Genomic DNA, 25,738 nt, shown 5'->3' with positions numbered 1-25,738 from the left:
AACGAAAGTAGAACACATCCTATGGCGCACTCTTTTTCTCTAGGCATTCGGCAGATTTGGGAAGAGCTGTCGGTGATGCAGGCCCCCGGGCTTTATTGGATCAATATCGACAGGCAAAGCGACGCCGCGCTGCTGTGTCGCCAGGTCATCGCCGCCCAGCCGGCCACCCATAAAGTCGCCCTGATCTGCAGCGGCGATAAACCCGATCGCCTGCTGGCCGAGCTGGCTTCGCCTGCTTTGCAGAAGCTGCCGCTGTATCAATTACCGGAGAAAAAAGCCGCGCTGACGCAGCTGAGCGACGATCTGATGCGCGCCCTGCGGCCGCAAAATCGCTTACTTATCCTGCTGGCCCACGCCAGCCTGTGGCAAACCTTCACCACCGAAGAGCTGCGCGAGTGGACCCGTACCCTCGCCGCCTGGCTGCGGCGGCAGGGGTGTACGCTGTTGATCCTCAGCCACGGCGGCGGCATCAATAAGCTCAAGGGGCAGCTCAGCGCGCAGCATCGCATCCTGAACGGCCTGTCCAGCCTGCAATGGCAGCAGGACAGCGCGCAGTATCTGGTTAACTGGTGGAGCACCGAAAACGGCATCAATGCCAATCAGCTGCTGACGCTGTACGCCGCGGAAGGCGGCTGGCAGGGTGAGGATGAAAATAGCCAACCCTCCCCCACCGCCTTGCGCAGCGACGAAGGCCTGTATCTGGCCGAGCGCAGCATCCTGGAAGGCGCGCCGCCGCTGTCCGCCAACTGGCAGCTGCTGGAGAGCAACGACGAACTGGCGCAGCACGGCATGCTGAGACTCTCGGCGACGTTGATTTTCGCGCTGTACCAAAGCGACCAAATCGATCACCTGGCGCACCAAATCCACACCCTGCGCCGCAGCCGCGGCAACGGCTTGAAAATCGCGGTGCGCGAGATGAGCGCCAGCCTGCGCTACAGCGACGAGCGGCTGCTGCTGGCCTGCGGCGCCAACCTGATCGTACCGCACGTCGCGCCGCTGTCGCGTTTTCTGACCATGCTCGAAGGCATTCAGGGGCAGCGCTTCTCGCGCCATGTCCCCGCCGACATCGATGCGCTGCTGGCCGGCTTGCGCCCGCTGCAGCTCAAAGGCTATATGCGGCCGGAACCGTTCAGCCAGGCGGTGCTGTCGCTGATGGGCAACACGCTGCTGCCCGAGGACGGCAAAGGGGTGATGGTGGCATTGCGACCGGCCACCGGCCTGCGCGCCGAACAAGCGATGACCCTGTGCCACCTGCGGCGCTTCGGCGACGTGATGACCGTCGTGCAGGGGCGGCTGGTGCTGTTCCTCTCCACCTGCCGCATCAACGATTTGGATACCGCGCTGAAGTTCATCTTCCGCCTGCCGGTGGATGAAGCCTTCAGTAACCGGGTGGTGTGGCACCAGGACGTCGATATCATTTCGGAAATCAAACGCATGGCCCAGGGGCGCTGGCAGATTTCGGCCACCGGCACCGCCGGCGCCGCGCCGCGCCCCAGCGTGAAAGCGGCCGAGGTGCCCACAGAACGGCGGCAGCCGGTCGCCTTCACGCTGCCGCTCGGCCCGCAGGAGGAACCGCATGCTGAACCTTAACGACATCGTGCAACTGATCCTGCTGTGCGCGCTGATCTTCATTCCGCTGGGCTACGCCTTTCACCGGCGTTTTCCGCATTTGCGTCAATACTGGCAAAACCTGTTGTTATCGCCGCGCTATTTGAAATCCGCCGGTTTGTGGGTGCGCACAGGCTCCTCATCTCAGATTAAACGTAAGAAGCAGCCATGAATCCAAACTCGAAGACGCAATCCGATAACGCTCTGTGGCGCTACTGGCGCGGGCTGGGCGGCTGGAACCTCTACTTTCTGGCCAAATTCGCCCTGCTGTGGTTCGGCTACCTGAATTTCCACGCGCTGCCGAACCTGGTGTTCATGGCATTTCTGCTGATGCCGATCCCATCGCCGCGCCTGCACCGTTGGCGCCATTACCTCGCTATTCCGATTGGCATCGCGCTGTTCTACCACGACACCTGGCTGCCGGGCATCAACAGCATTCTCAGCCAGGGCTCGCAGCTGGCCGGCTTCAGCGCCCAGTATCTGCTGGAGCTGATCAACCGCTTTATCAACTGGCAGATGGTCGGCGCGGCCTTCGTGCTGCTTATCGCCTATCTGTTCGTCGCGCAGTGGGTGCGCGTCACGGTGTTCACCGTGGCGGCGCTGGTGTGGCTCAATATCGTCAACATCGCCGGGCCGGCGGTCTCACTGCTGCCCGCCACCTCCACGGCCTCGGCCGGGGGCGCCAATACGCCGGCCACGTCGGTGCCAGCGGCGGGGGATGCTGCCCCGGCAGACAGCCTGCCGCCGACCAGCGCCAATCTGACGGCCTACCTGAATCAGTTCTACGAGCGGGAAAAAGGCCGCGTCACCGCGTTCCCGGCCACCTTGCCCGCCGACGCCCAGCCGTTCGATCTGCTGGTGATCAACATCTGTTCGCTGGCCTGGGCCGATATGGAGGCGGTCAACCTGCAGAATCACCCGCTGTGGTCGAAGATGGACATCATGTTCGACAGCTTCAACTCGGCCACCGCCTACAGCGGCCCGGCGGCCATCCGCCTGCTGCGCGCCAGCTGCGGCCAGCTTTCGCATCACGACCTGTATCAACCGGTGAACCAGCAGTGTTACCTGTTCGATAACCTGGCAAAGCTCGGCTTCAAGGAACAGCTGATGCTCGATCACTCCGGGGTATTCGGCAACTTCCTGAAAGAACTGCGTGAACAGGGCGACATGCAGGCACCGCTGATGTCACAGGCCGGCATCGGCAACGAGCTGACCTCGTTCGACGGCGAGCCGATTTATAACGATCTCGAATTGCTGACCCGCTGGCTGGATCAACAGCAAAAAGGCGGTGACGGCCGCACCGCCACCTTCTTCAACATCATTCCGCTGCACGACGGCAACCGCTTCGTCGGCTCCAGCAAGAGCGCCGACTATCAACCGCGCGCGCAGAAACTGTTCGATCAGCTGAACACCTTCCTTGACCAGCTGGAGAAATCCGGCCGCAAAGTGGTGGTGGTGATCGTGCCGGAGCACGGCGCGGCGTTGGTGGGCGACAAGATGCAGATGTCCGGCCTGCGCGATATTCCCAGCCCGAACATCACCCATACGCCGGTCGGCATCAAACTGATTGGGATGAAGGCGCCGCATCAGGGCAGCCCGCTGCAGATCAAAACGCCGAGCAGCTATCTGGCGCTGTCTGAACTGGTGTCGCGCCTGGTGGACGGCAAGGTCTTCAGCGAGTCCAGCGTCGATTGGCAGGCATTGACCCAGGGGCTGCCGCAGACCCCGGTCATCTCCGAAAACGACAACGCCATTGTGATGCAGTATCAGGGCAAGCCCTACATTCGCCTGAACGGCGGTGACTGGGTGCCTTACCCACAATAAGCGCGGCCTCATCCCCCCAAAGCACGCCGCCGGCGTGCTTTTTTATTGGGTTTTTATAATAAAAACAGTGAAACCGCTCGACCGAAAGAATGTTATTAACAACAAATCGTTGAATTATATTATTCGATTATTATTTCCATACGAAGATTCTTAAAAAAATAACGATTTGTCAGAATAGCGTTAAGGGCAGAATTTAAAAAACGGGTTGTCGCGATCGTTTACTGACTAACACATTGATTGAATAATAAAAAACGCCGGCGCAGTGCCGGCGTTTGGTTTAAGCAGGAAAATCCGACGCTTTACGTCCCCGGATGCTCGTCCTGATCGACCGCAAAGCAGGCCACCATCTGCTCACCGTACTGTTTCAGCTGCGGCTGCAGCTGCACGCAGGTGCCGAAGGCGCGGCGGCAGCGGGCGTTGAACGCGCAGCCCGGCGGCGGGTTCATCGGGCTGGGCAGTTCGCCGGTCAGCTTGATGCGCTCGCGGCGCATATCCGGGTTCAACCGCGGCGTCGCCGACAGCAGCGCCTGGGTATAAGGATGGCGCGGATTGTTGAAGATCGCCTCTTTGCTGCCCTTTTCCACGCAGCGGCCGAGGTACATCACCATCACCTCGTCGGCGATGTGTTCCACCACCGACAGATCGTGCGAGATGAACACATAGGACAGCCCCAGCTCCTGCTGCAGATCCATCATCAGGTTCAGCACCTGAGCGCGCACCGACACGTCCAGCGCCGACACCGGTTCATCGGCGATCACCACGTCCGGGTTCAGCATCAGCCCGCGGGCGATGGCGATACGCTGGCGCTGACCGCCGGAAAACATGTGCGGGTAGCGGTCGTAATGCTCGGTCTTCAGGCCGACCTTCGCCATCATCTCCAGCGCTTTTTCCCGCCGTTCGGCGGCGCTGAGCGGGGTATTGATCAACAGCGGTTCCTCGAGGATCTGCCCGACCTTCTTGCGCGGGTTGAGCGATCCGTAAGGATTCTGGAACACGATTTGGATCTTCTGGCGGCGCAGTTTCTCGGCCGAGACGTCCGGCTTCAGCAAATCCTGCCCCTGATAGTACAGCTCGCCGCCGGTCGGCACTTCGATCATCGTCAGCAGGCGGCCGAGCGTCGATTTGCCGCAGCCCGACTCGCCGACCACCGCCAGCGTTTTGCCGCGCTCCAGGGTGAAGGAGACGCCGTCCAGCGCCTTGACCAGCCGCTCCGGCGCGAACAGGCCCTTTTTCACCGGGTAATGCTTCTTCAGGTCGATCGCCTGCAGTAAAGGTTGATTCTGGCTCATACGGTCGGCCTCCCCGCATCATCCAGCGGTGTGTGACATTTAACCTGACGGCCGGGAATGCTGCGCAGTTCCGGCTCCTCGTTACGGCAGCGCTCGTTGGCATAGGGACAACGCGGGTTGAGCAGGCAACCGGTCGGGCGATCGTATTTACCCGGCACCACGCCCGGCAGCGAAGCCAGGCGCGCCTTGTCGGCGGCGAACTCCGGCAGCGCGCGCAGCAGCGCCTGGGTATAAGGATGGCGCGGCGCGCGGAAAATCTCCGCCGCCTTGCCGGATTCCACCACCTGGCCGGCATACATCACGATGATGTGGTGCGCGGCTTCGGCCACCAGAGCCAGATCGTGGGTGATCAGCACCAGCGCCATGTTTTCGCGCTGCTGCAGGTCCAGCAGCAGTTCGATGATCTGCGCCTGGATGGTCACGTCGAGCGCGGTCGTCGGCTCATCGGCGATCAGCAGCTTCGGCCGACAGGCGATGGCCATGGCGATCATCACGCGCTGGCTCATGCCGCCGGAAAGCTGGTGCGGGTACACGTCCAGCCGCGAGGCCGGATCGGGAATGCCCACCTGGGTCAGCAGATCGATAGCGCGCTGGCGGCGAGTGCGGCGGTTGCCGCCCTGATGCACCTTCAGCGCCTCCATGATCTGGTAACCGACGGTATAGCACGGGTTCAGGCTGGTCATCGGATCCTGGAAGATCATCGCTACTTCAGAACCCACCAGCTGGCGGCGCTCTTTTTCGGAGATCTTGCGCAGATCCTGGCCGTTGAACTCCAGCTTGTCGGCCATCACCTTGCCGGGGAAATCGATCAGGCCCATGATCGCCAGCGAGCTGACGGATTTGCCGGAGCCGGATTCACCGACGATGCCGACCACCTGGCCTTGCTCCACGCTGTAACTGATGCGGTCTACCGCGCGGAACGGGGTGCCTTCGTCACCGAAGTGCACCGAAAGCTTGTCTACATTCAATAACGCCATCTCTCTCGTCCTCTGTTACTGCTTGAGTTTGGGGTCGAGAGCGTCACGCAAACCGTCCCCCATCAGGTTAAATGCCAGCACCGTCAGCAGGATCGCCAGGCCGGGGAAGGTCACTACCCACCAGGCGCTTTGCGCGAACTGCAGCACGTCGGAGAGCATGGTGCCCCACTCCGGCGTCGGCGGTTGCGCGCCCATGCCCAGAAAGCCGAGAGCGGCCATGTCCAGAATGGCGTTCGAGAAACCGAGAGAAGCCTGCACGATCAAAGGCGCCAGGCAGTTAGGCAGAATGTTGACGAACATCTGGCGCAGCGCGCCGGCGCCCGCCACCCGCGAAGCGGTGACGTAATCGCGGTTCACTTCCGCCAGCACCGCCGCGCGCGTCAGACGCACATAGTGCGGCAAGGCGACGAAGGTAAGCGCCAACGAGGCGTTGACGATCGACGGCCCGAACACCGCCACCAGCACCAGCGCCAGCAGCAGGCTCGGCAGGGCCAGCATGATGTCGACGACGCGCATGATCACCGCATCCACCGCACCGCCGAAGTAGCCAGCCAGCAGACCGAGCACCACGCCCATGATCAGCGACAGCACCACCACCAGGCAGCCGACCAGCAGCGACAGGCGCGCACCGTACATCAGGCGCGACAGCACGTCGCGGCCCACGTCGTCGGTGCCGAGGAGATATTGCCAGCTGCCACCCTCTTGCCACACCGGCGGCTTGAGCAGCGCGTCGCGGAACTGATCCGCCGGCGCATGCGGCGCCAGCACCCCGGCGCCGAGCGCGATCACCAGCATCAGAACGATATACACCAGGCCGACCACGGCCCCTTTATTGCGCTTGAAATAGTGCCAGAATTCCTGAAACGGGGTCATCGGCTTCGGCGCACCTTTAACTGCAGACTCAGTGATTTGAGACATGAGAGCGCCCCTTATTTCTTGTGGCGAATACGCGGGTTGACCACGCCGTAGAGCACGTCTACCAGCAGGTTAACCAGAATGATCATACAGGCGACCAGCAACACCCCGCCCTGCACCACCGGGTAATCGCGGCGCTGCAGCGCGTCGATCAGCCAGCGGCCCAGTCCCGGCCAGGAGAAGATGGTTTCCGTCAGGATGGCGCCGGCCAGCATGGTGCCGACCTGCAGCCCGATCACCGTCACCACCGGCAGCAGCGCGTTGCGCAGCGCGTGGACGACGATCACCCGCATGCGGCTCACGCCCTTGGCGCGCGCGGTGCGGATGTAGTCTTCACCCAACACTTCCAGCATCGAGGAGCGGGTCATGCGCACGATCACCGCCAGCGGGATGGTGCCCAGCACGATGGCCGGCAGGATCATGTGCATCACTGCGTCGATAAAGTCGCCCGGCTCGCCCCAGATCAGAGTGTCTATCAGCATGAAGCCGGTCAGCGGATGGCTGTCGTCGAGGAAGACCGTGTCGCTGATGCGGCCCGACACCGGCGTCAGGTTAAGCTGCACCGACACCAGCATGATCAGCATCATGCCCCACCAGAAAATCGGCATCGAATAGCCGGTCAGCGAGATGCCCACCGCGGTGTGATCGAAGACCGAGCCGCGCTTGACTGCCGCCAGCACCCCGACCGGGATGCCTACCAGCACCGCGAACAGCATCGCGCAGAAGCCCAGCTCCAGCGTGGCCTGAAAGCGCGGAACGAACTCGCTCCAGACGGAGATGCGGCTTTTGAGTGAGGTGCCCAGATCGCCGTGCAGCACGTTGGACACGTAGGAGAAATATTGTTGATAGAGCGGCTTGTCCAGCCCCATTTCCGCCATCAGCTGCGCGTGGCGCTCGGCGGAGATACCGCGTTCCCCGGCCATGATGGTCACCGGGTCGCCGGGGATCATATGGACGAATGCAAAAGTCAGCAACGTAATGCCGATAAACGTTGGGATAACTAACCCCAAACGTCGGAGTATGAACTGCAACATATCCCGAACTCTCTGTATCAATGCCCGGCAGCTCATCGTCCGCCAGGCTTATTAACGCTCACATGCCTTTGAACGATTCGACGGCCATACGCCGGAGACTGGTCAGCAGGGGCGCAAACCTGTTGCGCCCCTGCAAGTCCATTCGTGCGTCTCCGGTAACGCGGTCGAAATCAGTCTACAGAGACATTCTCGAAGTGATGCTTACCGAGTGGATCCACGACGTAGCCTTTCACTTCCTTACGCACAGGCTCGTACACGGTGGAGTGTGCGACAATCAGCGCCGGAGCCTGATCGTGCATCACCACCTGCGCCTGCTTGTACAGTTCGATGCGCTTGTCGTGGTTGGATTCGGCGCGCGCCGGTTGAATCAGATCTTCAAACGGCTTGTAGCACCAGCGGGAGTAGTTGGAGCCGTCTTTCGCCGCCGCGCAGCTGAACAGCGTGGCGAAGAAGTTGTCCGGATCTCCGTTGTCGCCGGTCCAGCCCATCATCACCGTCTGGTGCTCGCCCGCTTTGGCGCGCTTGAGGTATTCACCCCACTCATAGGTCACGATTTTGGCTTTCACGCCGATCTTGGCCCAGTCGGCCTGGATCATTTCCGCCATGCGGCGCGCGTTCGGGTTGTAAGGACGCTGTACCGGCATCGCCCACAGGTCGATGCTGAAGCCGTCGGCCATGCCCGCTTCTTTCAGCAGTGCTTTCGCCTTGGCCGGATCGTAAGCGTAATCCTGCACCGCGTCGTTATAGCCCCACATGGTCGGCGGGATCAGGTTCTTGGCCGCCTGGCCCGCGCCCTGATAAACCGCGTCGATGATCGCCTGCTTGTTGACCGCCATGGTCAACGCCTGGCGCACCTTCAGGTTATCCAGCGGCTTTTTCTCGACGTTGAACGACAGGTAACCCACGTTCAGGCCCGGCTGTTCCATCAGGTTGATGGACTTGTCTTGCTTCATGCGGGCGATATCGGCCGGGTTCGGGTACGGCATCACCTGACATTCGTTTTTCTGCAGTTTGGCGTAGCGCACGGAGGCGTCAGGCGTGATGGAGAACACCAGGCGATCGATCTTCGGCTTGGTGCCCCAGAAACCGTCGAATGCCTTGTACAGGATCTTGGAGTCTTTCTGGTATTGCAGCAGCTGGAACGGACCGGTGCCGATCGGATTCAGGTCGACTTTCTCCGGCGTGCCGGCTTTCATCATCACGTCGGCATATTCGGCGGACAGGATGGACGCGAAGTCCATGCCCAGGTCAGCCAGGAACGGCGCCTCCGGGCGGTTCAGCACGAAGCGCACGGTGTTGTCGTCCACTTTTTCAATCTTGGCGATCAGCTTAGGCATGTCCATGCCTTCAAAGTATTCGTAACTGCCGCCGGACACTTTGTGGTAGGCGTTGTTCGCATCCAACTGGCGCTCAAAGGAGAACACCACGTCGTCGGCGTTGAAGTCGCGCGTCGGCTTGAAGTCTTTGCTGCTCTGCCACTTCACGCCTTTGCGCAGGTGGAAGGTGTAGGTTTTGCCGTCTTCGCTGACGTCCCACTTCTCAGCCAGGCCCGGCTGCAGTTCGGTGGTGCCGATTTTGAATTCGACCAGGCGGTTGTAGATCGGTACCGAGCTGGCGTCGTAGGTGGTGCCGGAGGTAAACAGCTGCGGGTTGAACCCTTCCGGGGAACCTTCAGAACAGTAAACCAACGTCTTGGCCTGAACGCTGGCCGCCACGGTCAGCGCGATCAGCCCAATGCCGAATTTCAGAACCCCCGATTTACCCAAGGAACGTGTCATCGTTAGTGCTCCATTGTGTGATGTGATGTGTGTAATTGCCGCCAGACCTGTATTTTTTATTGCGTGGCCTGTGCGATCGGCGCCCGAAGGCAGAAGGCGTACGAGGAGAGAATGCCGGATGGAACGCATCGCGGCGGGGACGTCTGAGCGCGTGGAATTCACTCAAACAACTCTCGCTCTTACCCCTGAGGCTATCAAGTTGCCAACTGTTTGGGGTGTCGTCAATATAACCAGTGGGGATTTACGCAGACTGTGAGAAACAGCAAACAAACATAAAAAAAACCTTTTGTTAACAGTTCCAGCATGAAAATTTATGCTAAGCGGTCATTTTTAGCGCATTGGTCTGACCCTCACAAACTTACTGGTTTTTAACTCCGTTAAAAAACCCCAAAACTTTGTTGCTGAATGATGAATATCTGAACGGTTATTTTTGTGATCGCCGTTAAAGACAGGAGGAAATGCTGAAGGATTACCCAAAAGGGTGAGTCCGATGGCCGCGCTTTGCGCCGGCGAGGGCCACAATCTGTGCGGCGTAAAAAAACTTTCGGCGGTGAAAAAGCCGGGGGCGAAAGGATATCCCCCGGCAACGCACTGCAACCGATTATTGAACGCCGGCGCTGTTGCCCAGGCTGGCGTTCATGCTGTTGAGAATATCGCCGTTGTCCGCATCGATCTCCCAGGAGAACAGGCCGCCCAACTGCTTATCCAGCACATACTTGCCTTTGGCCTGCACCGAGCGGGCATCGTCGAAGGTGATCAGATCGCCGGTGGAAGGCTTGAACACGTAAGGCGCTTCCGCCGTGGCGTCGTAGGTGTACTGCCACTCGCCGCTCATGAACTGGCTGGCGATTTGGCGGTAGTCCACGATGCCGTTCTCCCAGGTGCCTTTAACCGGCCCGGTGGCGGTGCCGGTAAACGGAATATTGTTCTGGTAGCCGTTCACCCCGGTCCAGCCGCGGCCATACATGGCGGTGCCGACCACGATCTTGCCCGGCTTGACGCCCTGCGCCAGCAGCGCATTGACGCCGTTCACCGTGGTGTAGGCGGTGTCCGGTTTCCAGGCCGGCGCATTCAGCGCGGTCTGGTGCCCCAGGTTCTTCAGATCGAAGGCGCCGTAGAAGTCGTAGCTCATCAGGAAGATGTGATCCATCGAGTTCTGCGCGACGTTATAAGCCACCTTATCGATCTTGTCCTTGCCGGCGCTGATGGCGGAGGTCAGCTCATACTTGCGGCCGGTTTCCGCCGACAGCTGATCCAGCATCGCCCGCAGCTCCTTCATCAACAGCACATAGGTTTCCCCATCCTGCGGGCTGCCCAGGTTCGGGTTGGCGCCTTTGCCGCCCGGGAACTCCCAGTCGATATCCACGCCGTCGAAGAACTTCCAGGTCTGCAGGAACTCTTTCACCGAGCCGACGAAGCGATCGCGCTTCACCTTGTCGCCCATGAAGAAGAACGGGTCAGACAGCGTCCAGCCGCCGATCGACGGCAGGATTTTCAGGTCAGGGCGCGCCTGCTTCAGCGCCATCAGCTGGCCGAAGTTGCCCTTGTAGGGGTCATCCCAGGCGGTGACGCCCTTCTGCGCTTTTTGCAGCGCGGCAAACGGATCGTGGATCGAGACTTTGAAGTCCTCGCGGCCCTGACAGGAGCGCTGCAATGCCTGGAAACTGCCTTCGATCTCTTTCAGGCTGTCGTTGATGCCGTTGCCGCCGCAGATCGGGATAAATCCGTACAGCAGGTGGGTCAGGTTTTGCGCCGGGATCTTGTCGACGGTGAAATTGCGCCCGTAAACGCCCCACTCGACAAAATAAGAACCGACGACTTTGCCGGAGTTTTGTTTATAAGGTTTGTTCTTTTCCAGCAGCGGCTCTTTCAACGGAGCCAAATGGCTGCCGTCGGTGTCGGCCACCACAATTTCGGTGGCGTCGCTGGCGGTGCAGCCGTCGGCATTACACAGTGCCACCTGCATTTGATAACGGCCGCCTTTATTCACTTTAAAATTCGCCGTACCGGAAGATCCGGTTGAAGGGCCGCTCCACGCCTCTTTGCCATTTAATAAAATTTTTGCCGTCGTGCCGGTGTCGCCATTCCATAAATTCCAGGAGACAGAAACGTCGGCGGCATTTTTTACCTTCACCAGATTATTATAAGCGGTGGCCGCCTGATCGACTTCGACGATAGCGAACTTGGTGTTGCCCCAGGCGATGGTCGGTTTGCCCGGTGCGGCGGCCTGCGCCGCGGAACACAGCGTGCTGCCGATCAACAGCGCCAACAGCGGTTTATTAAATTTGCGCATAACTGATTCCTTTATTCCGAGAGGATAAACATAAAAGAGTTAATCGACGCCACGCATTGCCGGAGCAAAATGATCCCGCAATAATCCACGAAGATTAACGTTAATAAATAATCACGGTATTTCCCACGCAGCGGGAATAAGAGCTCCCGCGTTGTCCATTCAGACTATAGGTAAAAAAAACGTGAAAACAAGAGCGCTATCAACCGGGTTTTATTTGGCAAGCATGAATTTATTTAAATATAAAAATAAGAACCTAATGGGAATAAGGAGTGTGAATTAATTAAGCGTAAAGGATAAATATATTTCACGAGGACGGCAGATTGAGGCACGCCATAAAGCGCAGCCGACCGTATCGGAGGAGGTACTCATCCTCATAAACGACGGAAGAAAAAAAACCTGCTTTAAAAAGCAGGTTTTCGAATGGTGGTCGGCGAGAGAGGATTACGCGCATCTTTGATGCGCGCCCTGCGGGCCGTTGCTGAAGCAACGTTGTCTCGCTTCGCGAGGCTCGAACCTCCTGCAGAGGTGCTCATCCTCATAAACGACGGGCGAAAAAAAACCTGCTTTAAAAGCAGGTTTTTCGAATGTGGTCGGCGAGAGAGGATTCGAACCTCCGACCCACTGGTCCCAAACCAGTTGCGCTACCAAGCTGCGCTACTCGCCGATGCGGGGCGCATCTTACTGCTGGCGGTTATAGGCGTCAATCACTTTTTTACCCCTGCATTTCAAGTGGTGATAAAAGCGCCATAATGCGCTGCGCCGGGGGTTGCGCAGCGTATTTCACTCAGGCATTGGCGGTTTTCAGCGCCGGCGTCTGCGCACGCAGGAACGGCAGCAGGAACAGCGCCGACAGGCAGGCGGCGATGGAAATCACCACGAAGAAGCCGTTCCAGTGCCAGATCTCCATCACCCGCGCAATCGGGTAGCCGGACAGCGCCGCGCCCAGGTAGGCGAACAGGCCGACGAAACCGGTCGCCGCACCCGCCGCATCCTTGTGCGAGCACTCCGCCGCCGCCATGCCGATCAGCATCTGCGGGCCGAAGATGAAGAAGCCGATGGCGAAGAAGCAGCAGGCCTGCAGCAGGTAGGTCACGCCCGGCATCAGCCACAGCGCCGCCACCGACAGGAAGATACCGATGGCGAAGATCAGGTTCATCGGGCCGCGGTTGCCGCGGAACAGCTTGTCGGAGCCCCAACCGGCCACCAGCGAACCGATAAAGCCGCCCACTTCAAACAGCGAAATGGCCGAGTTGGCGGTCATCAGCGAATAGCCCTTTTCCTGCGTCAGGTAGAGGTTGCCCCAGTCGTTGATCGCGGTGCGCACGATGTACACCAGCACATAAGAGACCGCCAGCAGCCAGATGTACTTGTTGGTCAGCACGTAGCGTTTGATGATCTCGCGGTTGCTCAGCCCCTGGCCTTCCGATTCCTGCACCAGCTCCATGGCGTCGTTACGCCATTTGCCGACGCTCGGCAGCCCCAGGGTGGATGGCTTGTCGCGCAGGCGCCAGCACATCAGCAGGCCGAGCACCACGCCGATGATGCCGGGAATGATCATGCCGTAACGCCAGCTGAAGTGCAGCGAGATAAAGCCCACCAGCAGCGGGATCAGCGCGCCGCCGACGTTGTGCGAGGTGTTCCAGATCGCCCACCAGCTGCCGCGCTCGGAGCGCGAATACCAGCTGGTGAGGATTTTGGAGCACGGCGGCCAGCCCCAGCCCTGGAAGAAGGCGTTGAGGATCCACAGCGTGCCCAGCATCAGCAGCGACGAACTGAGGCCGAAGAAGATATTCAGCACCCCGGTCATGATCAGGCCCAGCCCCATAAAGTAACGCGGGTTGGAGCGATCGCTGATCATGCCGGAAATGAATTTCGAGCAGCCGTAGGTGATGTAGAACAGCGTGCCGAGGATGCCGACGTCGGACATCGTCAGGCCCAGATCGCTCAGCATCGCCGGCATGATGAAGTTGAAGCTTTTGCGCGTGAAGTAAAACGCGGCGTAGCCGATGTACATGGTGCACATCAGCTGGATGCGCCAGTATTTGTAGCTGGCGTCGATCTGCCGTTGATCGGTGACCTGCGGCGCGTCCGAGCGGCTTTTAAGGAAAGACCACATGTGGAACCTCAGAGGATTGAATAAAGTGCCGCTATGATGCTCCTCGCGCGCGCGGGAGGCTTACGCCGGATTCCCGACGCGGCTAGGAGTTTTTCCTAGTTTGGCGCTTGCGCCGGTGAAACTGTGGGCAAGATCACACTCAAACAGGCGCCCCGTTCAGCGGTGAACCGCAGGCTGCCGCCGAGGGCGCTGATGCGCTCCTGCATACCGCGCAGGCCATACCCCGGCTGATGGTTTTCCGCATCGAAACCCACGCCGTTGTCGCGGATGGTCAGGGCGATCAGCGGCGCAGCGCCTTTGCGCGGCTGCAGGCGCGCGTCCAGCTCCAGGCGGCTGGCGCCGGCGTGGCGGCACACATTGGTCACCCCTTCCTGACACACCCGGTACAGCGTGATTTTCAGCGTTTCATCCAGCAGCTCGTCCGGCACCTGCCACTGCAGGCTGCTCACCAGCGACGCGTCCTGCGGCAGCGACTCCCGCAGCATCGCCGCCACCGCCGCCGACAGCGGCAGGTTGTTCAGCGCCGCCGGCCACAGCTGGGTCAGCACGTCGTGCACCCCGTCGTAGACCCGCAGCGCCAACGCATCGATGGCGTCGGCGCAGCCGATCACCGCCGGCTCCGGCGCCAGGCGTTTGACGATGCTGGCCTGGGTGCGGATCACGGTGATGGTCTGCCCCACTTCATCGTGCAGCTCGCGCGCCACCTCGCGCCGGGTTTGCTCCTCCGCCGTCACCAGCGCCCGCGCCAGCTGGCGGTTCTCCGCCAGCCGCAGCCGCAGTTGCTGATTCAGCTCGCGCTGGCGCTGAATGCCGGCGCCCAGCAGCAGCCCGGTCAGGCTTTGGGCCAGCAGCGACAGCAGCAGATCGCGGTGCGACTCCGGCTGCGGCGGCTCGTTGACCATCAGCGCCACGCCGTTGAGCAGCGTCGCCAACAGCGCGCCCTGCCAGCCGTAGCGGTAAGACATGAACACGATAGGAATGGCCAGGCAGAACGGCGCGAAACGGCGCAGCTCGGCGGCGTTCACCTGCTGCTGCAGCCAGATGCTGAACGCAAACAACAGCAGATAGCTGGCCAAGTGGCCGAGGCGCAGCTCCACCGGCTTGTGGATCAGCCCCGGCTCCAGCGGCACCCAGATTTGGCGCGCCAGATAGTGCCACAACAGCAGGCAGGTCGGCGCGATGGTGAAACCGCCGGTCAGGCCGAGCAGCAGCGCGCGGGCGCCTTCGCCGCTCACCAGCTGCCATACCAGGGCCTGCAGCAAGGCGGCGGCGGCCACCACCGCGCCCTGCAACAGCGGCCACCGCCATTCGCTGTCGCTCTGCTGATGGCGCAACAGCCACGGCGAGGCCAGCAGGCTGAGCAGCACCGTCAACACCAGCACCGCCACCGACGCCCACAGCGCCGGGCCGTAACCGAACTGGTCCGCCAGCAGCGCCATCAGCAGCAGGTCGGCCAGCAGGATCCCCGGCCAGAAACGGTACGGGCTCTGCAGCAAAATGCCCATGCGCAGGCCGAACGGGAACAGCAGCAGCGCCTGCCAGGGAGGGTCGATCAGCGCGGTGCCGATGCCCCACAGGCAAAAGGCGCTGGCGGCGTAGATGAAAAACAGCGCCAGCTGGGTGATCAGGCGCTGCGTCACAGGTTCAGCATCCGTCTGGCCAGCTCGACGTTATTGTTGATACCCAGCTTGGCGAACAGGTTGGCGCGATGCACATGCACCGTCTTCGGCGACAGCCCCAAGGCGGCGGCGATCTCGCGCACCTCCTGGCCCTGCGCCAGCAATAGCGCGATTTCGCGCTCGCGGCGGGTCAACGGATCGACCCTCACCCGCGCCAGCTGCTGGGCGATTTCCGGCATCAGGTAGACGCCGCCGCCGGCGACGGTGCGCACCGCGGTGATCAGATCTTCCGGCTTGCAGCGCTTGGAGAGGAAGCCGCTGGCGCCGCGTTCCAGCGCCATTTCCACCAGCGCCGGGTTGTCGTGCATCGACAGCATCACCACGCGGATGCCGGAGGGAATGTCCGCCAGCAGATCCAGCCCGCTGCCGTCCGGCATCGAAATGTCGCAGATGCAGATTTCCGCCTCCAGCCCCGGCAGGCCGGCGCGCGCCTGCGCCGCGCTGCTGAACTCGCCCACCACCTGAATATCGGCCTCCAGCGACAGCAGCTGCACAAAGCCCGAGCGCACAATGTCATGATCGTCGATAAACGCCACGCGCAGGGTCATGGAAATCTCCGGTTAGAAGGGAAGTGCGCAAGTATACCGTATGCACACACCGGAATAATTGATGAAGAGAATGTATTGAGTGAAATTACCGGGTGCGCAAGGCACCCGGCGGGAAGGATTACAGGCGGGCGGGCGCCGTTTTATGCTGCGGCAGAGAGCACCAGTTGTTTTTATCCACGATGCCGCCGTTCGGCGAGGTGTAGCCGAGGCAACCGAGGATGGTGTCGAACAGCTCGACGTGGCGATGCGTTTTGCCGATGCGCTGCTGCGCCTGCAGCTGCTCAAAGGCGCTGAGGTGCTGCGGGTTCTCGAGGAACTTGTCCGACGCCCATACGATCATCGGCACGCGGAATTGCTCCGGCGGCGCCATTTCGCGCGGCGTGCCGTGCAGGTGCGTGTTCTCGCCGATCGATTCGCCGTGGTCGGCGGCATAGAACACGATGGCCTTCTTGTCGCGCACCTGGTCGATCACATTGCTGATAAAGCTGTCGGTATACAGCACCGTATTGTCGAAGGCGTTGATCAGCTGCGCCTTGGTGCAGGAATCATCCACCCCCATGCACTCCGGCTGATAGCGCGCATAGCTGCGCGGATAACGCTGCGAGTACAGGTAGTGCGAGCCTTTGGTATGCAGGATCACCAGGTGTTTGCCCTTCGGATAGCGCGCCAGCGACTCCTTCATTTCGTCCACCAACAGCATGTCATCGACCGCCTTGCCGTCGTTGCGCTTCTCGGACGCGATCATCTCGCGGAACGAATAGTTGTTCACCTCGGTGTTGTTGTAGAACCACACCTCGCTCTGCATGGCGAACAGCTCGGAAGAGAAGCCCAGATCCTTCAGCACCGCGAACACGTTCTGCTCTTTCAGCGTGCGCTGCGGGTTATCCTCGGTGCCACCTTCGCGCACGAACATGCAGCGCAGCGACAGCTTGGTGGCGGTGTCGCACGACTCGCCGCGAAACGCCACCAGGTTCTTCTCTTTCGACAGCCGCGGCGTAGTATCGCGCTCATAGCCCAGCATACCCATGTGATCCCAGCGCGTGGTCTCGCCGATGATGAACACCACGTAGGTATCGTCGATATCCGCCGGCGGTACATAGGTGAAGTGTTTGCCCGGATCGAACATCGTGCTCTGGTCCTGGCTTTCGTCATAGCGGGTATAGGCAAACAGCCCCAGCGCCGACAGCCAGTTGGACGGCAGATACGAGTGCGCCACCACGCCGCCGTAGCTCGGCAGATCAACGTTGGCGAGCTTCTCCTGCACGCTTTGCTCGTCGTCCAGCATGCGCAGCGGCAGCCAGACCAGCGCCACCACCGCCAGCAAGACCAGCAGCGGCTTGATGCGATGACCAGGGGTTTTCAGCTGTTCGATCAGGGTGTAACGCAGGCCGTTTTTCCAGATCAGCAGCAGCGGCAAGGCACTGAGCGCCACCATCCACAGCACGAAGTGCAGGCCAACCACCTCTTTCGACAGATCGATGTCGGTGGTCATCACCGACACCACGATGCCGTAGCCGATCACCACGTTGAAAAACGTCATGTAGTAGCTGGCGGCGACCGAAATCAGCACCAGCAGCGAAGCGACGATGCGATAAAACAACCGGCCGCCGAGCGACACCAATCGCATGATAAAGAAAGTGAATAAAACGATGGCGATCACTTCCGTCACCGCCGAAATAAGTTTAATCCCCTGAATGCCGTGCGCAAGCGAGTCAAAACGGCGATAGAAAACGGACAGGTTTAAAAAGATGCCGATATAGATCGCTAACAATAACGATAAATTCTGCTGTGATAGCGATTTTATTTTGTTCATGTAGTGCGGTGGCTCCGGAGGGCGATAGCAGTTCTGAGTTTTTCAGACAGTCAATGCGGCTGCAGGTTCAGCCAACCGGCAATAAGCGTGGTTTTGCAGGCGACAATCAAGAGAATTCTCACAAAACAGGTTTTTTTTACCCTGTTGTGCGAACTCTGGAAGGGAAAGCAAGACAAGAAATGGAGGGAGACCCCTCCATTTTTCAGAGCGTCGGCGAAAAACGTTATTTCACGTTCAACGTCACGTCGATATTGCCACGGGTGGCGTTGGAGTATGGGCACACCACGTGCGCCTTTTTCACCAGATCTTCCGCCACGCTGCGCTCGATGCCCGGCAGCGAGATATCCAGCTGCACTTCGATGCCGAAGCCGTTCGGGATCTCACCGATGCCGACGGTGCCGTCGATCTTGGCTTCGGCCGGGATTTTGACCTTTTCTTTCGCCGCGACAAACTTCAACGCGCCGAGGAAACAGGCCGAGTAACCGGCGGCGAACAGCTGCTCAGGGTTGGTGACTTCGCCGCCGGCGCCGCCCATCTCTTTCGGCACGCCCAGTTTCACGTCCAACACGCCGTCGGAGGAGGTCGCACGGCCGTCGCGGCCGCCGGTTGCGGTGGCGTGAGCGCGGTAAACCACTTTCTCAATAGACATCGTTCATTCCTTCTTGCTGGTTGGCGAGATGACTACGGCTTCCACGAGGTAAAGCCGGTCACATATTTATCTTTTGCGATTAAATCGTGCACTACTTATTTTTGACACTTATTAACCAGTGTAGACCACCCGCGCCGTTCTTGCGTCCGGCGGCGGCGGGTCAAATCTGATCGATCAGGCTGCCGCGCAGCTTTTCCAGCTGCTGTTTGAGCGAGACGATCTCGTCCAGGCTGCAGTCGGTGGCGCACATCACCGCCTCGGGCACCGATTGCGCCCGCTCGCGCAGCGCGCGGCCGGCTTCGGTCAGGGCGATGATCACCTGCCGCTCGTCGGCGGTGGCGCGATAGCGCACCAGCAAACCGGCGGTTTCCAGCCGCTTCAGCAGCGGCGTCAGCGTGGCGGAATCGAGGAACAGCCGCTCGCCGATATCCGATACCGTCACCCGATCGCGCTCCCACAGCACCATCATCACCAGGTATTGCGGGTAGGTGAGTTCGAGCTGGCTCAACAGCTTGCGATAAACTTTGTGCAGCGCCAGGTTGGCGGAGTACAGCGCGAAACAGAGCTGCTGATCGAGCTGCAGCAGGTTCTTCGCCTTGGGTTGTTCGGTCTCGGTGCTTTTCATGTGTGTGAATATAGATAGCGCACGATGTAATCGCAAGCTATTTCTTGTGAGGTATGCTACATTTTTTTCATGCAGAGGATGCTCGGAGGGAAAGGAAATGACGAACACGCTTGCAGAACGCGCGCGCCGCTACGCCACCAAGGCGCATGCGGCCATCGATCAGCGCCGCAAATACACCGACGATCCGTACATCGTCCACCCGCAGGCGGTGATGGAGCTGGTGCGCAGCGTACCGCACACCGAAGAGATGCTGGCGGCCGCCTGGCTGCATGATACGGTAGAAGACACGCCCACCACCCTCGGCGACATCGACAGCCATTTCGGGCCGAAGGTGGCAGAGCTGGTGCGGATGTTAACCAACGTCAGCCACGCCGAGGACGGCAACCGCTTTGAGCGCAAAAACCGCGATCGGCGCCACAGCGCCGGCGCATCGCCGCAGGCCAAAACCATCAAGCTGGCGGATCTTATCGACAACACCCGCTCGCTGCTGGACTACGACAGCCACTTCGCCCAGACCTACCTGATCGAGAAACAGCGCCTGCTGGAGGTGCTGACCGAAGGCGACCCGACGCTGTGGCGCCAGGCCAGCCATATCGTTGAACAGGGGCTGCTCAGGTTGCAGCAGCCGCCGCACAACGTGCCCGCCAGCTGGTTCGAACACGCCCGCCGGCGTTACCGCGAGAGCGACGCGGCCTGATCAGAAGGTCACCACCGTTTTCAACGCCGTCACCCAGGCGTCCTGCGTCTCGCTGACGCCCGCCGGGTGATGCCAGTACTGCAGGCCCGGCTGCAGCTGCAACCACGGCGTGACGTTAACCCGGTAATACAGCTCCGCCGTCACCGAGTGGCCCGGCACCGGCCGGTAGTTCGGATCGTGATAATCGCTGATGCCGCTCATCTGGTTGAGATAACGCTGATTGTCTTTGTAGCGGTCGCTCAGCTTCACCACCGAGACACCGAACCCCAGCCAGTCGTCCGGCCGCGCATCGAACAGCCCGCGGTAACGGATGCCGGTCGAGGTAGACCAGTGCAGGTAGTTGCTGCGCTGATCTCCCAGCCCCAGGCTGTAAAACACGCTCAGGCCACGGTTGACGTCATCCGCATGGCGCGTCACCTGCTGGTTGAAACCGGTATACAGGAACCAGGTGCGATCGTGGCTGCGATAGCCCTGCGGATCGCTGGCACCCGGCCCACCGGACACCCCTTCATAAAGATCGCTCTGGCGCGCGTTGGTGAACAGCACGCCCAGGTTATACACCCCCGGCAGCTGGTTGACGGCGTGGGTTTTCAGCTCCAGCTCCATCGGCAACAGGAAGCCTTTGCTGCCCTTGGTGGACCAACTCCAGGCGTGGCTGCGGCTGGGGGCGCTCGGGTTCTGCTCCATCACGCCGCCCTTGAGCGTCAGGCCGTCGGTCAGCTTGTATTGCAGCGTGGTGCCCCAGTAATGCACGTTCCAGTTATACCAGGTCAACGAGTTGGCGGACTTGCCGCCGCACAGCGTCAGCGTCTGAAAATCGCAGGGAATGATCTGATCGAAATCCTGCACCTTGTTCATCATGCCGATGCGCCACTGCAGCCGGCGATCGAGGAAGGAACGGCTGAAGGTCAACCAACCCAGCCGGGTAATCGACTGCCCGCCAAAGCTCTCCTGCGACAGATCGGTCAGGCCGACGCGCGGATCCTGCAAGCGATCGCGGGTCAGGTTGTTGTCATGGTTGCGGTTGACGATATTGCCTTCGATCGCCGCGTCCGGAATGCCGGTCAGCGCCTGCAAATCCTGGCTGAAGGTCAACGAGAACTGGTCGATGTACGACGCCTGTTTGTCGTGGTTGTAACCGCCGCCGGCGTTATACGACAGCTGGCTGAGGTAGCCGAGGTTATAGTGGAAGCCGTGATCCTCCAGGATCGGCCTGATCCCCAGCATATCCCCCAACAGCCCGGGCTGTGGCGGCTCAAAGCCGAGCGCTACCCCTTCCCATTTGGCGGTGGGGGCTTCGACGTCCTTGCCGGTTTGCAGCGTTTCCGCCTGCGCCTGGCTACAGAGCAGCGCCAGCGCCGCCAGGGTCATGGAACGAGGTAATAAGCTTTTCATCATTATTATATTTCTCCGCATAACGGCTGACTGCGGGCAACAGCATTCCCTGGGAGAGAATTTCCCATCATGAACAGCAGCGAATAACGTTAGGTTAACGCCCGGCGCTTGCCGCCGGGCTTAGAGGCTAGCGCCGGTCTTTCAGGCTGGCGCCGTTGCTGTGGATCACATCGCGATACCAGTAGAAACTCTTCTTGCGGCGGCGCTCGAGGCTGCCGTTGCCGGCATCGTCCCTGTCGACGTGAATGAAGCCGTAGCGCTTCGACATTTCCGCCTTCGAGGCGCTGACCAGATCGATCGGCCCCCAGCTGGTGTAGCCCATCACCTCGACGCCGTCGTCGATCGCTTCCGCCACCTGCACCAGATGGTCATTAAGGTAGTTGATGCGGTAGTCGTCGTGGATGCTGCCGTCGGCCTCGACGCGATCTTTGGCGCCCAGCCCGTTCTCGACGATGAACAGCGGCTTCTGATAGCGGTCGTACAACACGTTGAGCAGGTAGCGCAGCCCGATCGGGTCGATTTGCCATCCCCACTCCGAGCTGGCCAGGTGCGGGTTCGGCACCATATCGAGAATGTTGCCGCGCGCCGTCTCGTACTGCGCCGGGTCGGCGGTGACGCAGCCGCTCATGTAGTAGCTGAACGAGATGAAATCGATGGTTTCGCGCAGCGTTTGCCGATCTTCCTCGGTGATCGCCACCTGAATGCCGTTTTCACGGAAGAAGCGCTGCATATAGGCCGGGTAATAGCCGCGCGCCTGCACGTCGCCGAAGAACAGCCAGTCGCGGTTTTGCCGCTGGGTTTCCAGCAGATCTTCCGGCTTGCAGCTCAGCGGATACAGAATGCCACCCAGCAGCATGTTGCCGATTTTGCCCTCCGGCACGATCTCGTGGCAGGCCTTCACCGCTCTGGCGCTGGCCACCAGCTGATGGTGGATCGCCTGATAGATGGCGCTTTTGTCGCTCTCCTGCGGCAGGCCGACGCCGGTGAAGGGCGCGTGCAGCGACATGTTGATTTCGTTGAAGGTCAGCCAGTGTTTGACCTTGTGCTTGTAGCGTTCGAACACGGTGCGCGCATAGCGCTCGAAGAAATCGATGGTGCGCCGATCGCCCCAGCCGCCGTAGTGCTTCACCAGGCCGTAAGGCATCTCATAGTGCGACAGCGTGATCAGCGGCTGAATGCCGTACTTCGCCATCTCGTCGAACAGCCGATCGTAAAACGCCAGCCCGGCTTCATTCGGCGTCTCTTCGTCGCCCTGCGGGAAAATGCGCGTCCAGGCGATCGAGGTGCGCAGACACTTAAAGCCCATTTCGGCGAACAGCGCGATGTCCTCCGGATAGCGGTGATAGAAATCGATCGCCACATCCTTGATGCCGCTGTCGCCCGCCGTGCGCGGCGTAATGGCGCCGAAGATGCCCTGCGGCTGCAGATCGGAGGTCGACAGCCCCTTGCCGTCGGCCTGATATGCGCCTTCTACCTGGTTCGCCGCTACCGCGCCGCCCCACAGAAAATGTTGCGGAAACTTGCCGTTCATCGCTTGCTCCTCAATTAGCGTAATAAAGTCAGCAGCGGCGCCTGTTCCTGCACCGGAGACAGGCCGCTGGTCAACACGTCCACGTAGTCATCGCTGTTGCTGATGATGATCGGCGTGGTGGTGTCATAGCCGGCGGCATGGATCGCCGCCTGGTCGAACTCGATCAGCAGATCGCCCGGGGCAACCCGCTCGCCTTCCCGCACGTGGGCGGTGAAATGCGCCCCGTCCAGCTTCACGGTATCGATACCGACGTGGATGAGAATCTCCGCGCCGTCGTCCGATTCGATGCCGATGGCGTGTTTGGTTTTGAACAGCGACGCCACGCTGCCGCTCACCGGCGCCACCACGCGCCCCTGCTGCGGCGCGATCGCCACCCCTTTCCCCAGCAGGCCGCTGGCGAAGGTCGCGTCGTTCACCTGATCCAGCGGCACGATGTCGCCGGCGATCGGGCTGAGGATGGCCTGCTTGCGGTTAAGCGGCGCGGCGGCTTCAGGCTGCGCCGCGTCTTCCGCCGGTGCGACGCCGAACAGGTAGCTGGCCAGCGCGGCAAACACGAACGACAGCAGGGTGCCACCGATCGCGCCCCATACCGTGGCGTCGATGCCGCCGCCGGGGATGATCTGCGCGAAGGTGAATACGCTCACCAGGCCGAACGAGTAGACCGAGGTATGGAAGTAGCCGATCACCGCACCGCCCAGCGCGCCGCCGATGCAGCCGAAGATGAACGGGCGTTTGTTCGGCAGCGTAACGCCGTACACCGCCGGTTCGGTGATGCCGAAAATCCCGGCGCCGATGGCCGAAGCGGACAGCGCCCGCAGCTTGGCGTCGCGGGTGCGCAGCATCACGCCCAGCGTGGCGCCGACCTGCCCCATTACCGCCGGCAGCAGCAGCGGCACCATGGTGTCGCGCCCCAGCACGCTCAGGTTATTGATCATCAACGGCACCAATCCCCAATGCAGACCGAAGATCACGCACACCTGCCACATCGCCCCCATAAAGGCACCGGCGATGATCGGGTTAAAGGCGTAAATGCTCTGATAGCCGTTGGCCAGCAGGTGGCTGAGCCAGGTCGCCGCCGGGCCGATCAGCAGGAAGGTCAACGGCACGGTGATCGCCAGGCACAGCAGCGGCGTGATGAAATTGCGCAGCGCGCTGTGGATCACCCGGTTAAACAACGGCTCCAGGCGGCAGGACACCCAGGCCGCGAAGATGATCGGGATCACCGACGAACTGTAGTTGATGAAGGTCAGCGGAATGCCGAAGAAGTATTCGCGCACCGCACCCGGCTGCTGCGCCGCTTCGAACGCCGCCATCATCAGCGGATGCGTCAACGCGCCGCCGATCGCCATGGTGACGAAGGGGTTGCCGCCGAATTTTTTCCCGGCGGTGTAGCCGAGCATGATCGGGAAGAAGTAGAACAGCGAGTCGCTGGCGGCGAACAGCATTTTGAAGGTGCCGCCGCTCTCCAGCAGCCAGCCGCAGGCCAGGCTCAGCGCCAGGAAGCCTTTCAGGATCCCCGAAGCGGCCATCACCCCGAGCAGCGGGGTAAAAATACCGGACACCAGATCGATAAAGCGGCTGAGCAGGTTGTCTTTTTTGCCGCCCGCATCGTCGCTCGGCGCGCCCTCGGCCAACCCGCCAACGCGGTTAACCGCGTCGAACACCTCTGCCACGTGGTTGCCTACCACCACCTGGAACTGGCCGCCGCTCTCCACCACCATGATGACGCCGGGGTTTTTCTTCAGCGCTGCCGCGTTGGCGCGAGTGTCGTCACGCAGCTTGAAACGCAGGCGGGTGGCGCAGTGCACCAGGCTTTTCACATTGTCGCGGCCACCGACGCCGGCCAAAATCTCACTGGCTAATGTGTCATATTTCATACGGTTATCCTTAGACTTCGCGTTCTGCCGCTCCCCTCCCCGCACTGGCCTGGCGCTGAGGCGGAATTCGGCGCAAAAAAAAACCTAAACCTCGCGGCCTCTGCCCCATCGGGGAACAGAAACACGAGGTTTAGGTTTTGCCTGCCGTAGCAGTAACAACCCTAAATCGGTTGAGTTATGACGTTAACACCGCAGATTTTGCCGAGGCAAGCCTTTGCGCCGGCAAATTGCCGAACTGTGATCGCGGGGGCAAAACGGCCTCAATGCGCGAAATAATGCATGCCGCCATCTACCGGGATCACCGCGCCGGTGATATATCGCGCGAGCGGGGAGCAAAGAAACGCCGCCAGATAGGCCATGTCTTCCGGTTCGCCGAAGTAGCCGATCGGGATATGTTGCGCAATGAACGCCTGGCGCGCTTCATCGCAAGCGTATAAGCGCTCACGGATCTGTTCACTGTTGATACGTCCGGGTTGCAGCGTATTGACGGTAATCCCCTGCGCAGCCACGTCGCTGGCCAATCCTTTGGCCCACAGATGCAATGCGCCCTTGGCGGCGCTGGCGGCGCTCAGGCTGCGCGGCTCCATCGATCCGCTGATGTTGATCACCCGGCCCCAGCCTTGCGCCTGCATGGCCGGCAACAGCGCCTGAGTCAATCTGCGGGCCGGCGTGAAGTTCAAAGCGAAAGCGTCATCCCAGCTACGATCGCTGTCGTTCAGCGTCGTGGGGTGAAACGCGCCTACCGCGTTGATCAGGATATCAACTGTCCCCACCTGGCGCAGCGCCTGCGCCGCCAAACGGGCGAGAGCCTCAGGCTCGGTCACATCGGCAACGATCACCTGCGGACGCACCGCCCCTTGCCGTTCCACTTCATCCGCCAAGGCCTGCAGCCGGTCACCGCGTCGTGCGGTGGCCACTACCTTGACACCTTGAGCGGCCAATACCCTGACCATGCCGGCACCGATCCCTTCGCTGGCGCCCGTGACCAATGCCGTGCGTTGCTGTAATTGCAAATTCATAAGAAACCTTAATTGAATAATTCAATTTAAGAGGAAACGTTCACACATTGAATCACGCCGTTATTCGTGTG

20 protein-coding genes, 1 tRNA gene and 1 other RNA gene are annotated in these 25,738 nt (G+C 60.7%); 4 read left to right on the top strand and 18 right to left on the bottom strand.

All coding sequences use genetic code 11. From position 1 onward, the window contains the following. The first annotated feature begins 21 nt into the window (after nucleotides 1-21). From bcsE to bcsG, 3 genes are read left to right on the top strand one after another with little or no spacing between them, the layout of a single operon-like run. Entirely contained in the window at nucleotides 22-1,590 is a 1,569-nt protein-coding gene (gene bcsE / locus QOL81_RS19415) for a cellulose biosynthesis protein BcsE (protein ID WP_060424247.1), read from the top strand. Continuing rightward, the gene (gene bcsF, locus QOL81_RS19410) at nucleotides 1,577-1,780 is read left to right on the top strand and encodes a cellulose biosynthesis protein BcsF (RefSeq protein ID WP_004934139.1); all 204 of its coding nucleotides are present in this window, start codon (nucleotides 1,577-1,579) and stop codon (nucleotides 1,778-1,780) included. Before bcsE ends, bcsF begins: the two co-directional genes overlap by 14 nt. After that, entirely contained in the window at nucleotides 1,777-3,432 is a 1,656-nt protein-coding gene (gene bcsG, locus QOL81_RS19405) for a cellulose biosynthesis protein BcsG (protein ID WP_070915629.1), read from the top strand. The genes bcsF and bcsG overlap by 4 nt, the downstream gene beginning before the upstream one ends. 299 nt (nucleotides 3,433-3,731) lie before the next feature. On the opposite strand, the gene dppF is transcribed toward bcsG, so the two are convergent. The 14 genes from dppF to QOL81_RS19335 all read right to left on the bottom strand — a co-directional run bounded on the left by dppF (nucleotide 3,732) and on the right by QOL81_RS19335 (nucleotide 19,148). After that, nucleotides 3,732-4,721 carry a dipeptide ABC transporter ATP-binding subunit DppF gene (gene dppF / locus QOL81_RS19400; RefSeq protein WP_060424251.1) on the bottom strand — a complete coding sequence of 330 codons (990 nt, stop codon included), beginning with the start codon at nucleotides 4,719-4,721 and terminating at the stop codon, nucleotides 3,732-3,734. Further along, nucleotides 4,718-5,698 (bottom strand): dipeptide ABC transporter ATP-binding protein, encoded by a 981-nt coding sequence (dppD, locus tag QOL81_RS19395; protein WP_038874024.1) that lies wholly within the window; start codon nucleotides 5,696-5,698, stop codon nucleotides 4,718-4,720. The genes dppF and dppD overlap by 4 nt, the downstream gene beginning before the upstream one ends. Before the next feature lie 15 nt (nucleotides 5,699-5,713). Then, complete coding sequence (dppC, locus tag QOL81_RS19390; RefSeq protein ID WP_038874021.1) at nucleotides 5,714-6,616, bottom strand: dipeptide ABC transporter permease DppC; 903 nt, start codon at nucleotides 6,614-6,616, stop codon at nucleotides 5,714-5,716. Nucleotides 6,617-6,627: 11 nt separating this feature from the next. Beyond that, nucleotides 6,628-7,647: a dipeptide ABC transporter permease DppB gene (dppB, locus tag QOL81_RS19385; RefSeq protein WP_043129106.1), complete on the bottom strand. Its 1,020-nt coding sequence runs from the start codon at nucleotides 7,645-7,647 to the stop codon at nucleotides 6,628-6,630. Nucleotides 7,648-7,817: 170 nt separating this feature from the next. Then, nucleotides 7,818-9,425, bottom strand: coding sequence for a dipeptide ABC transporter periplasmic-binding protein DppA (gene dppA / locus QOL81_RS19380; protein ID WP_047729481.1), 1,608 nt, complete (start codon nucleotides 9,423-9,425; stop codon nucleotides 7,818-7,820). A gap of 601 nt (nucleotides 9,426-10,026) precedes the next feature. After that, a complete protein-coding gene (gene chiA, locus QOL81_RS19375) occupies nucleotides 10,027-11,718 on the bottom strand; it encodes a chitinase ChiA (RefSeq protein WP_049198206.1) in 1,692 nt (563 codons plus the stop codon). A 424-nt stretch (nucleotides 11,719-12,142) separates the two neighbouring features. Beyond that, a non-coding RNA gene (locus tag QOL81_RS19370) (RtT sRNA) lies at nucleotides 12,143-12,271 on the bottom strand. A gap of 34 nt (nucleotides 12,272-12,305) precedes the next feature. Continuing rightward, nucleotides 12,306-12,382, bottom strand: a tRNA-Pro gene (locus tag QOL81_RS19365). 120 nt (nucleotides 12,383-12,502) lie between these two features. Continuing rightward, a complete protein-coding gene (locus QOL81_RS19360) occupies nucleotides 12,503-13,834 on the bottom strand; it encodes an MFS transporter (RefSeq protein WP_038875891.1) in 1,332 nt (443 codons plus the stop codon). A gap of 95 nt (nucleotides 13,835-13,929) precedes the next feature. Further along, the gene (gene uhpB / locus QOL81_RS19355; protein ID WP_049202602.1) at nucleotides 13,930-15,474 is read right to left on the bottom strand and encodes a signal transduction histidine-protein kinase/phosphatase UhpB; all 1,545 of its coding nucleotides are present in this window, start codon (nucleotides 15,472-15,474) and stop codon (nucleotides 13,930-13,932) included. Beyond that, the gene (uhpA, locus tag QOL81_RS19350; protein WP_004934117.1) at nucleotides 15,471-16,061 is read right to left on the bottom strand and encodes a response regulator transcription factor UhpA; all 591 of its coding nucleotides are present in this window, start codon (nucleotides 16,059-16,061) and stop codon (nucleotides 15,471-15,473) included. The genes uhpB and uhpA overlap by 4 nt, the downstream gene beginning before the upstream one ends. A gap of 118 nt (nucleotides 16,062-16,179) precedes the next feature. After that, the gene (gene eptB / locus QOL81_RS19345; protein ID WP_060441225.1) at nucleotides 16,180-17,874 is read right to left on the bottom strand and encodes a kdo(2)-lipid A phosphoethanolamine 7''-transferase; all 1,695 of its coding nucleotides are present in this window, start codon (nucleotides 17,872-17,874) and stop codon (nucleotides 16,180-16,182) included. Nucleotides 17,875-18,097: 223 nt separating this feature from the next. After that, the gene (locus QOL81_RS19340) at nucleotides 18,098-18,523 is read right to left on the bottom strand and encodes an organic hydroperoxide resistance protein (RefSeq protein WP_004934114.1); all 426 of its coding nucleotides are present in this window, start codon (nucleotides 18,521-18,523) and stop codon (nucleotides 18,098-18,100) included. A 160-nt stretch (nucleotides 18,524-18,683) separates the two neighbouring features. Next, a complete protein-coding gene (locus QOL81_RS19335; RefSeq protein ID WP_060424257.1) occupies nucleotides 18,684-19,148 on the bottom strand; it encodes a MarR family winged helix-turn-helix transcriptional regulator in 465 nt (154 codons plus the stop codon). A 97-nt stretch (nucleotides 19,149-19,245) separates the two neighbouring features. On the opposite strand from QOL81_RS19335, the gene QOL81_RS19330 reads away from it, so the two are divergent. Beyond that, the gene (locus QOL81_RS19330; protein ID WP_049274352.1) at nucleotides 19,246-19,845 is read left to right on the top strand and encodes an HD domain-containing protein; all 600 of its coding nucleotides are present in this window, start codon (nucleotides 19,246-19,248) and stop codon (nucleotides 19,843-19,845) included. Here QOL81_RS19330 and QOL81_RS19325 read toward each other — a convergent pair whose 3' ends face one another. The 4 genes from QOL81_RS19325 to QOL81_RS19310 all read right to left on the bottom strand — a co-directional run bounded on the left by QOL81_RS19325 (nucleotide 19,846) and on the right by QOL81_RS19310 (nucleotide 25,667). Next, nucleotides 19,846-21,216 (bottom strand): carbohydrate porin, encoded by a 1,371-nt coding sequence (locus QOL81_RS19325; protein ID WP_371935064.1) that lies wholly within the window; start codon nucleotides 21,214-21,216, stop codon nucleotides 19,846-19,848. A gap of 151 nt (nucleotides 21,217-21,367) precedes the next feature. Continuing rightward, a complete protein-coding gene (locus tag QOL81_RS19320) occupies nucleotides 21,368-22,771 on the bottom strand; it encodes a glycoside hydrolase family 1 protein (protein WP_038875902.1) in 1,404 nt (467 codons plus the stop codon). A gap of 14 nt (nucleotides 22,772-22,785) precedes the next feature. After that, nucleotides 22,786-24,648, bottom strand: coding sequence for a PTS beta-glucoside transporter subunit IIABC (gene bglF, locus QOL81_RS19315; protein WP_060424259.1), 1,863 nt, complete (start codon nucleotides 24,646-24,648; stop codon nucleotides 22,786-22,788). Nucleotides 24,649-24,908: 260 nt separating this feature from the next. Beyond that, nucleotides 24,909-25,667 carry an SDR family NAD(P)-dependent oxidoreductase gene (locus tag QOL81_RS19310; protein WP_149571866.1) on the bottom strand — a complete coding sequence of 253 codons (759 nt, stop codon included), beginning with the start codon at nucleotides 25,665-25,667 and terminating at the stop codon, nucleotides 24,909-24,911. Between the last annotated feature and the right edge of the window lie 71 nt (nucleotides 25,668-25,738).

It is taken from the genome of Serratia sp. CC22-02 (genome assembly GCF_900182895.1).
In the GTDB taxonomy this organism is placed as follows: domain Bacteria; phylum Pseudomonadota; class Gammaproteobacteria; order Enterobacterales; family Enterobacteriaceae; genus Serratia; species Serratia nevei.
Note: the sequence above shows the minus strand (reverse complement) of the source record. Positions and strands in the feature narration are given on the sequence as shown.

Excerpts from the sequence above, each read along its gene's own strand:
- bcsE (WP_060424247.1), top strand. The coding sequence starts at position 22 with ATGGCGCACTCTTTTTCTCTAGGCATTCGGCAGATTTGGGAAGAGCTG.
- bcsF (WP_004934139.1), top strand. The coding sequence starts at position 1,577 with ATGCTGAACCTTAACGACATCGTGCAACTGATCCTGCTGTGCGCGCTG.
- bcsG (WP_070915629.1), top strand. The coding sequence starts at position 1,777 with ATGAATCCAAACTCGAAGACGCAATCCGATAACGCTCTGTGGCGCTAC.
- dppF (WP_060424251.1), bottom strand. The coding sequence starts at position 4,721 with ATGAGCCAGAATCAACCTTTACTGCAGGCGATCGACCTGAAGAAGCAT.
- dppD (WP_038874024.1), bottom strand. The coding sequence starts at position 5,698 with ATGGCGTTATTGAATGTAGACAAGCTTTCGGTGCACTTCGGTGACGAA.
- dppC (WP_038874021.1), bottom strand. The coding sequence starts at position 6,616 with ATGTCTCAAATCACTGAGTCTGCAGTTAAAGGTGCGCCGAAGCCGATG.
- dppB (WP_043129106.1), bottom strand. The coding sequence starts at position 7,647 with ATGTTGCAGTTCATACTCCGACGTTTGGGGTTAGTTATCCCAACGTTT.
- dppA (WP_047729481.1), bottom strand. The coding sequence starts at position 9,425 with ATGACACGTTCCTTGGGTAAATCGGGGGTTCTGAAATTCGGCATTGGG.
- chiA (WP_049198206.1), bottom strand. The coding sequence starts at position 11,718 with ATGCGCAAATTTAATAAACCGCTGTTGGCGCTGTTGATCGGCAGCACG.
- QOL81_RS19360 (WP_038875891.1), bottom strand. The coding sequence starts at position 13,834 with ATGTGGTCTTTCCTTAAAAGCCGCTCGGACGCGCCGCAGGTCACCGAT.
- uhpA (WP_004934117.1), bottom strand. The coding sequence starts at position 16,061 with ATGACCCTGCGCGTGGCGTTTATCGACGATCATGACATTGTGCGCTCG.
- eptB (WP_060441225.1), bottom strand. The coding sequence starts at position 17,874 with ATGAACAAAATAAAATCGCTATCACAGCAGAATTTATCGTTATTGTTA.
- QOL81_RS19340 (WP_004934114.1), bottom strand. The coding sequence starts at position 18,523 with ATGTCTATTGAGAAAGTGGTTTACCGCGCTCACGCCACCGCAACCGGC.
- QOL81_RS19335 (WP_060424257.1), bottom strand. The coding sequence starts at position 19,148 with ATGAAAAGCACCGAGACCGAACAACCCAAGGCGAAGAACCTGCTGCAG.
- QOL81_RS19330 (WP_049274352.1), top strand. The coding sequence starts at position 19,246 with ATGACGAACACGCTTGCAGAACGCGCGCGCCGCTACGCCACCAAGGCG.
- QOL81_RS19325 (WP_371935064.1), bottom strand. The coding sequence starts at position 21,216 with ATGACCCTGGCGGCGCTGGCGCTGCTCTGTAGCCAGGCGCAGGCGGAA.
- QOL81_RS19320 (WP_038875902.1), bottom strand. The coding sequence starts at position 22,771 with ATGAACGGCAAGTTTCCGCAACATTTTCTGTGGGGCGGCGCGGTAGCG.
- bglF (WP_060424259.1), bottom strand. The coding sequence starts at position 24,648 with ATGAAATATGACACATTAGCCAGTGAGATTTTGGCCGGCGTCGGTGGC.
- QOL81_RS19310 (WP_149571866.1), bottom strand. The coding sequence starts at position 25,667 with ATGAATTTGCAATTACAGCAACGCACGGCATTGGTCACGGGCGCCAGC.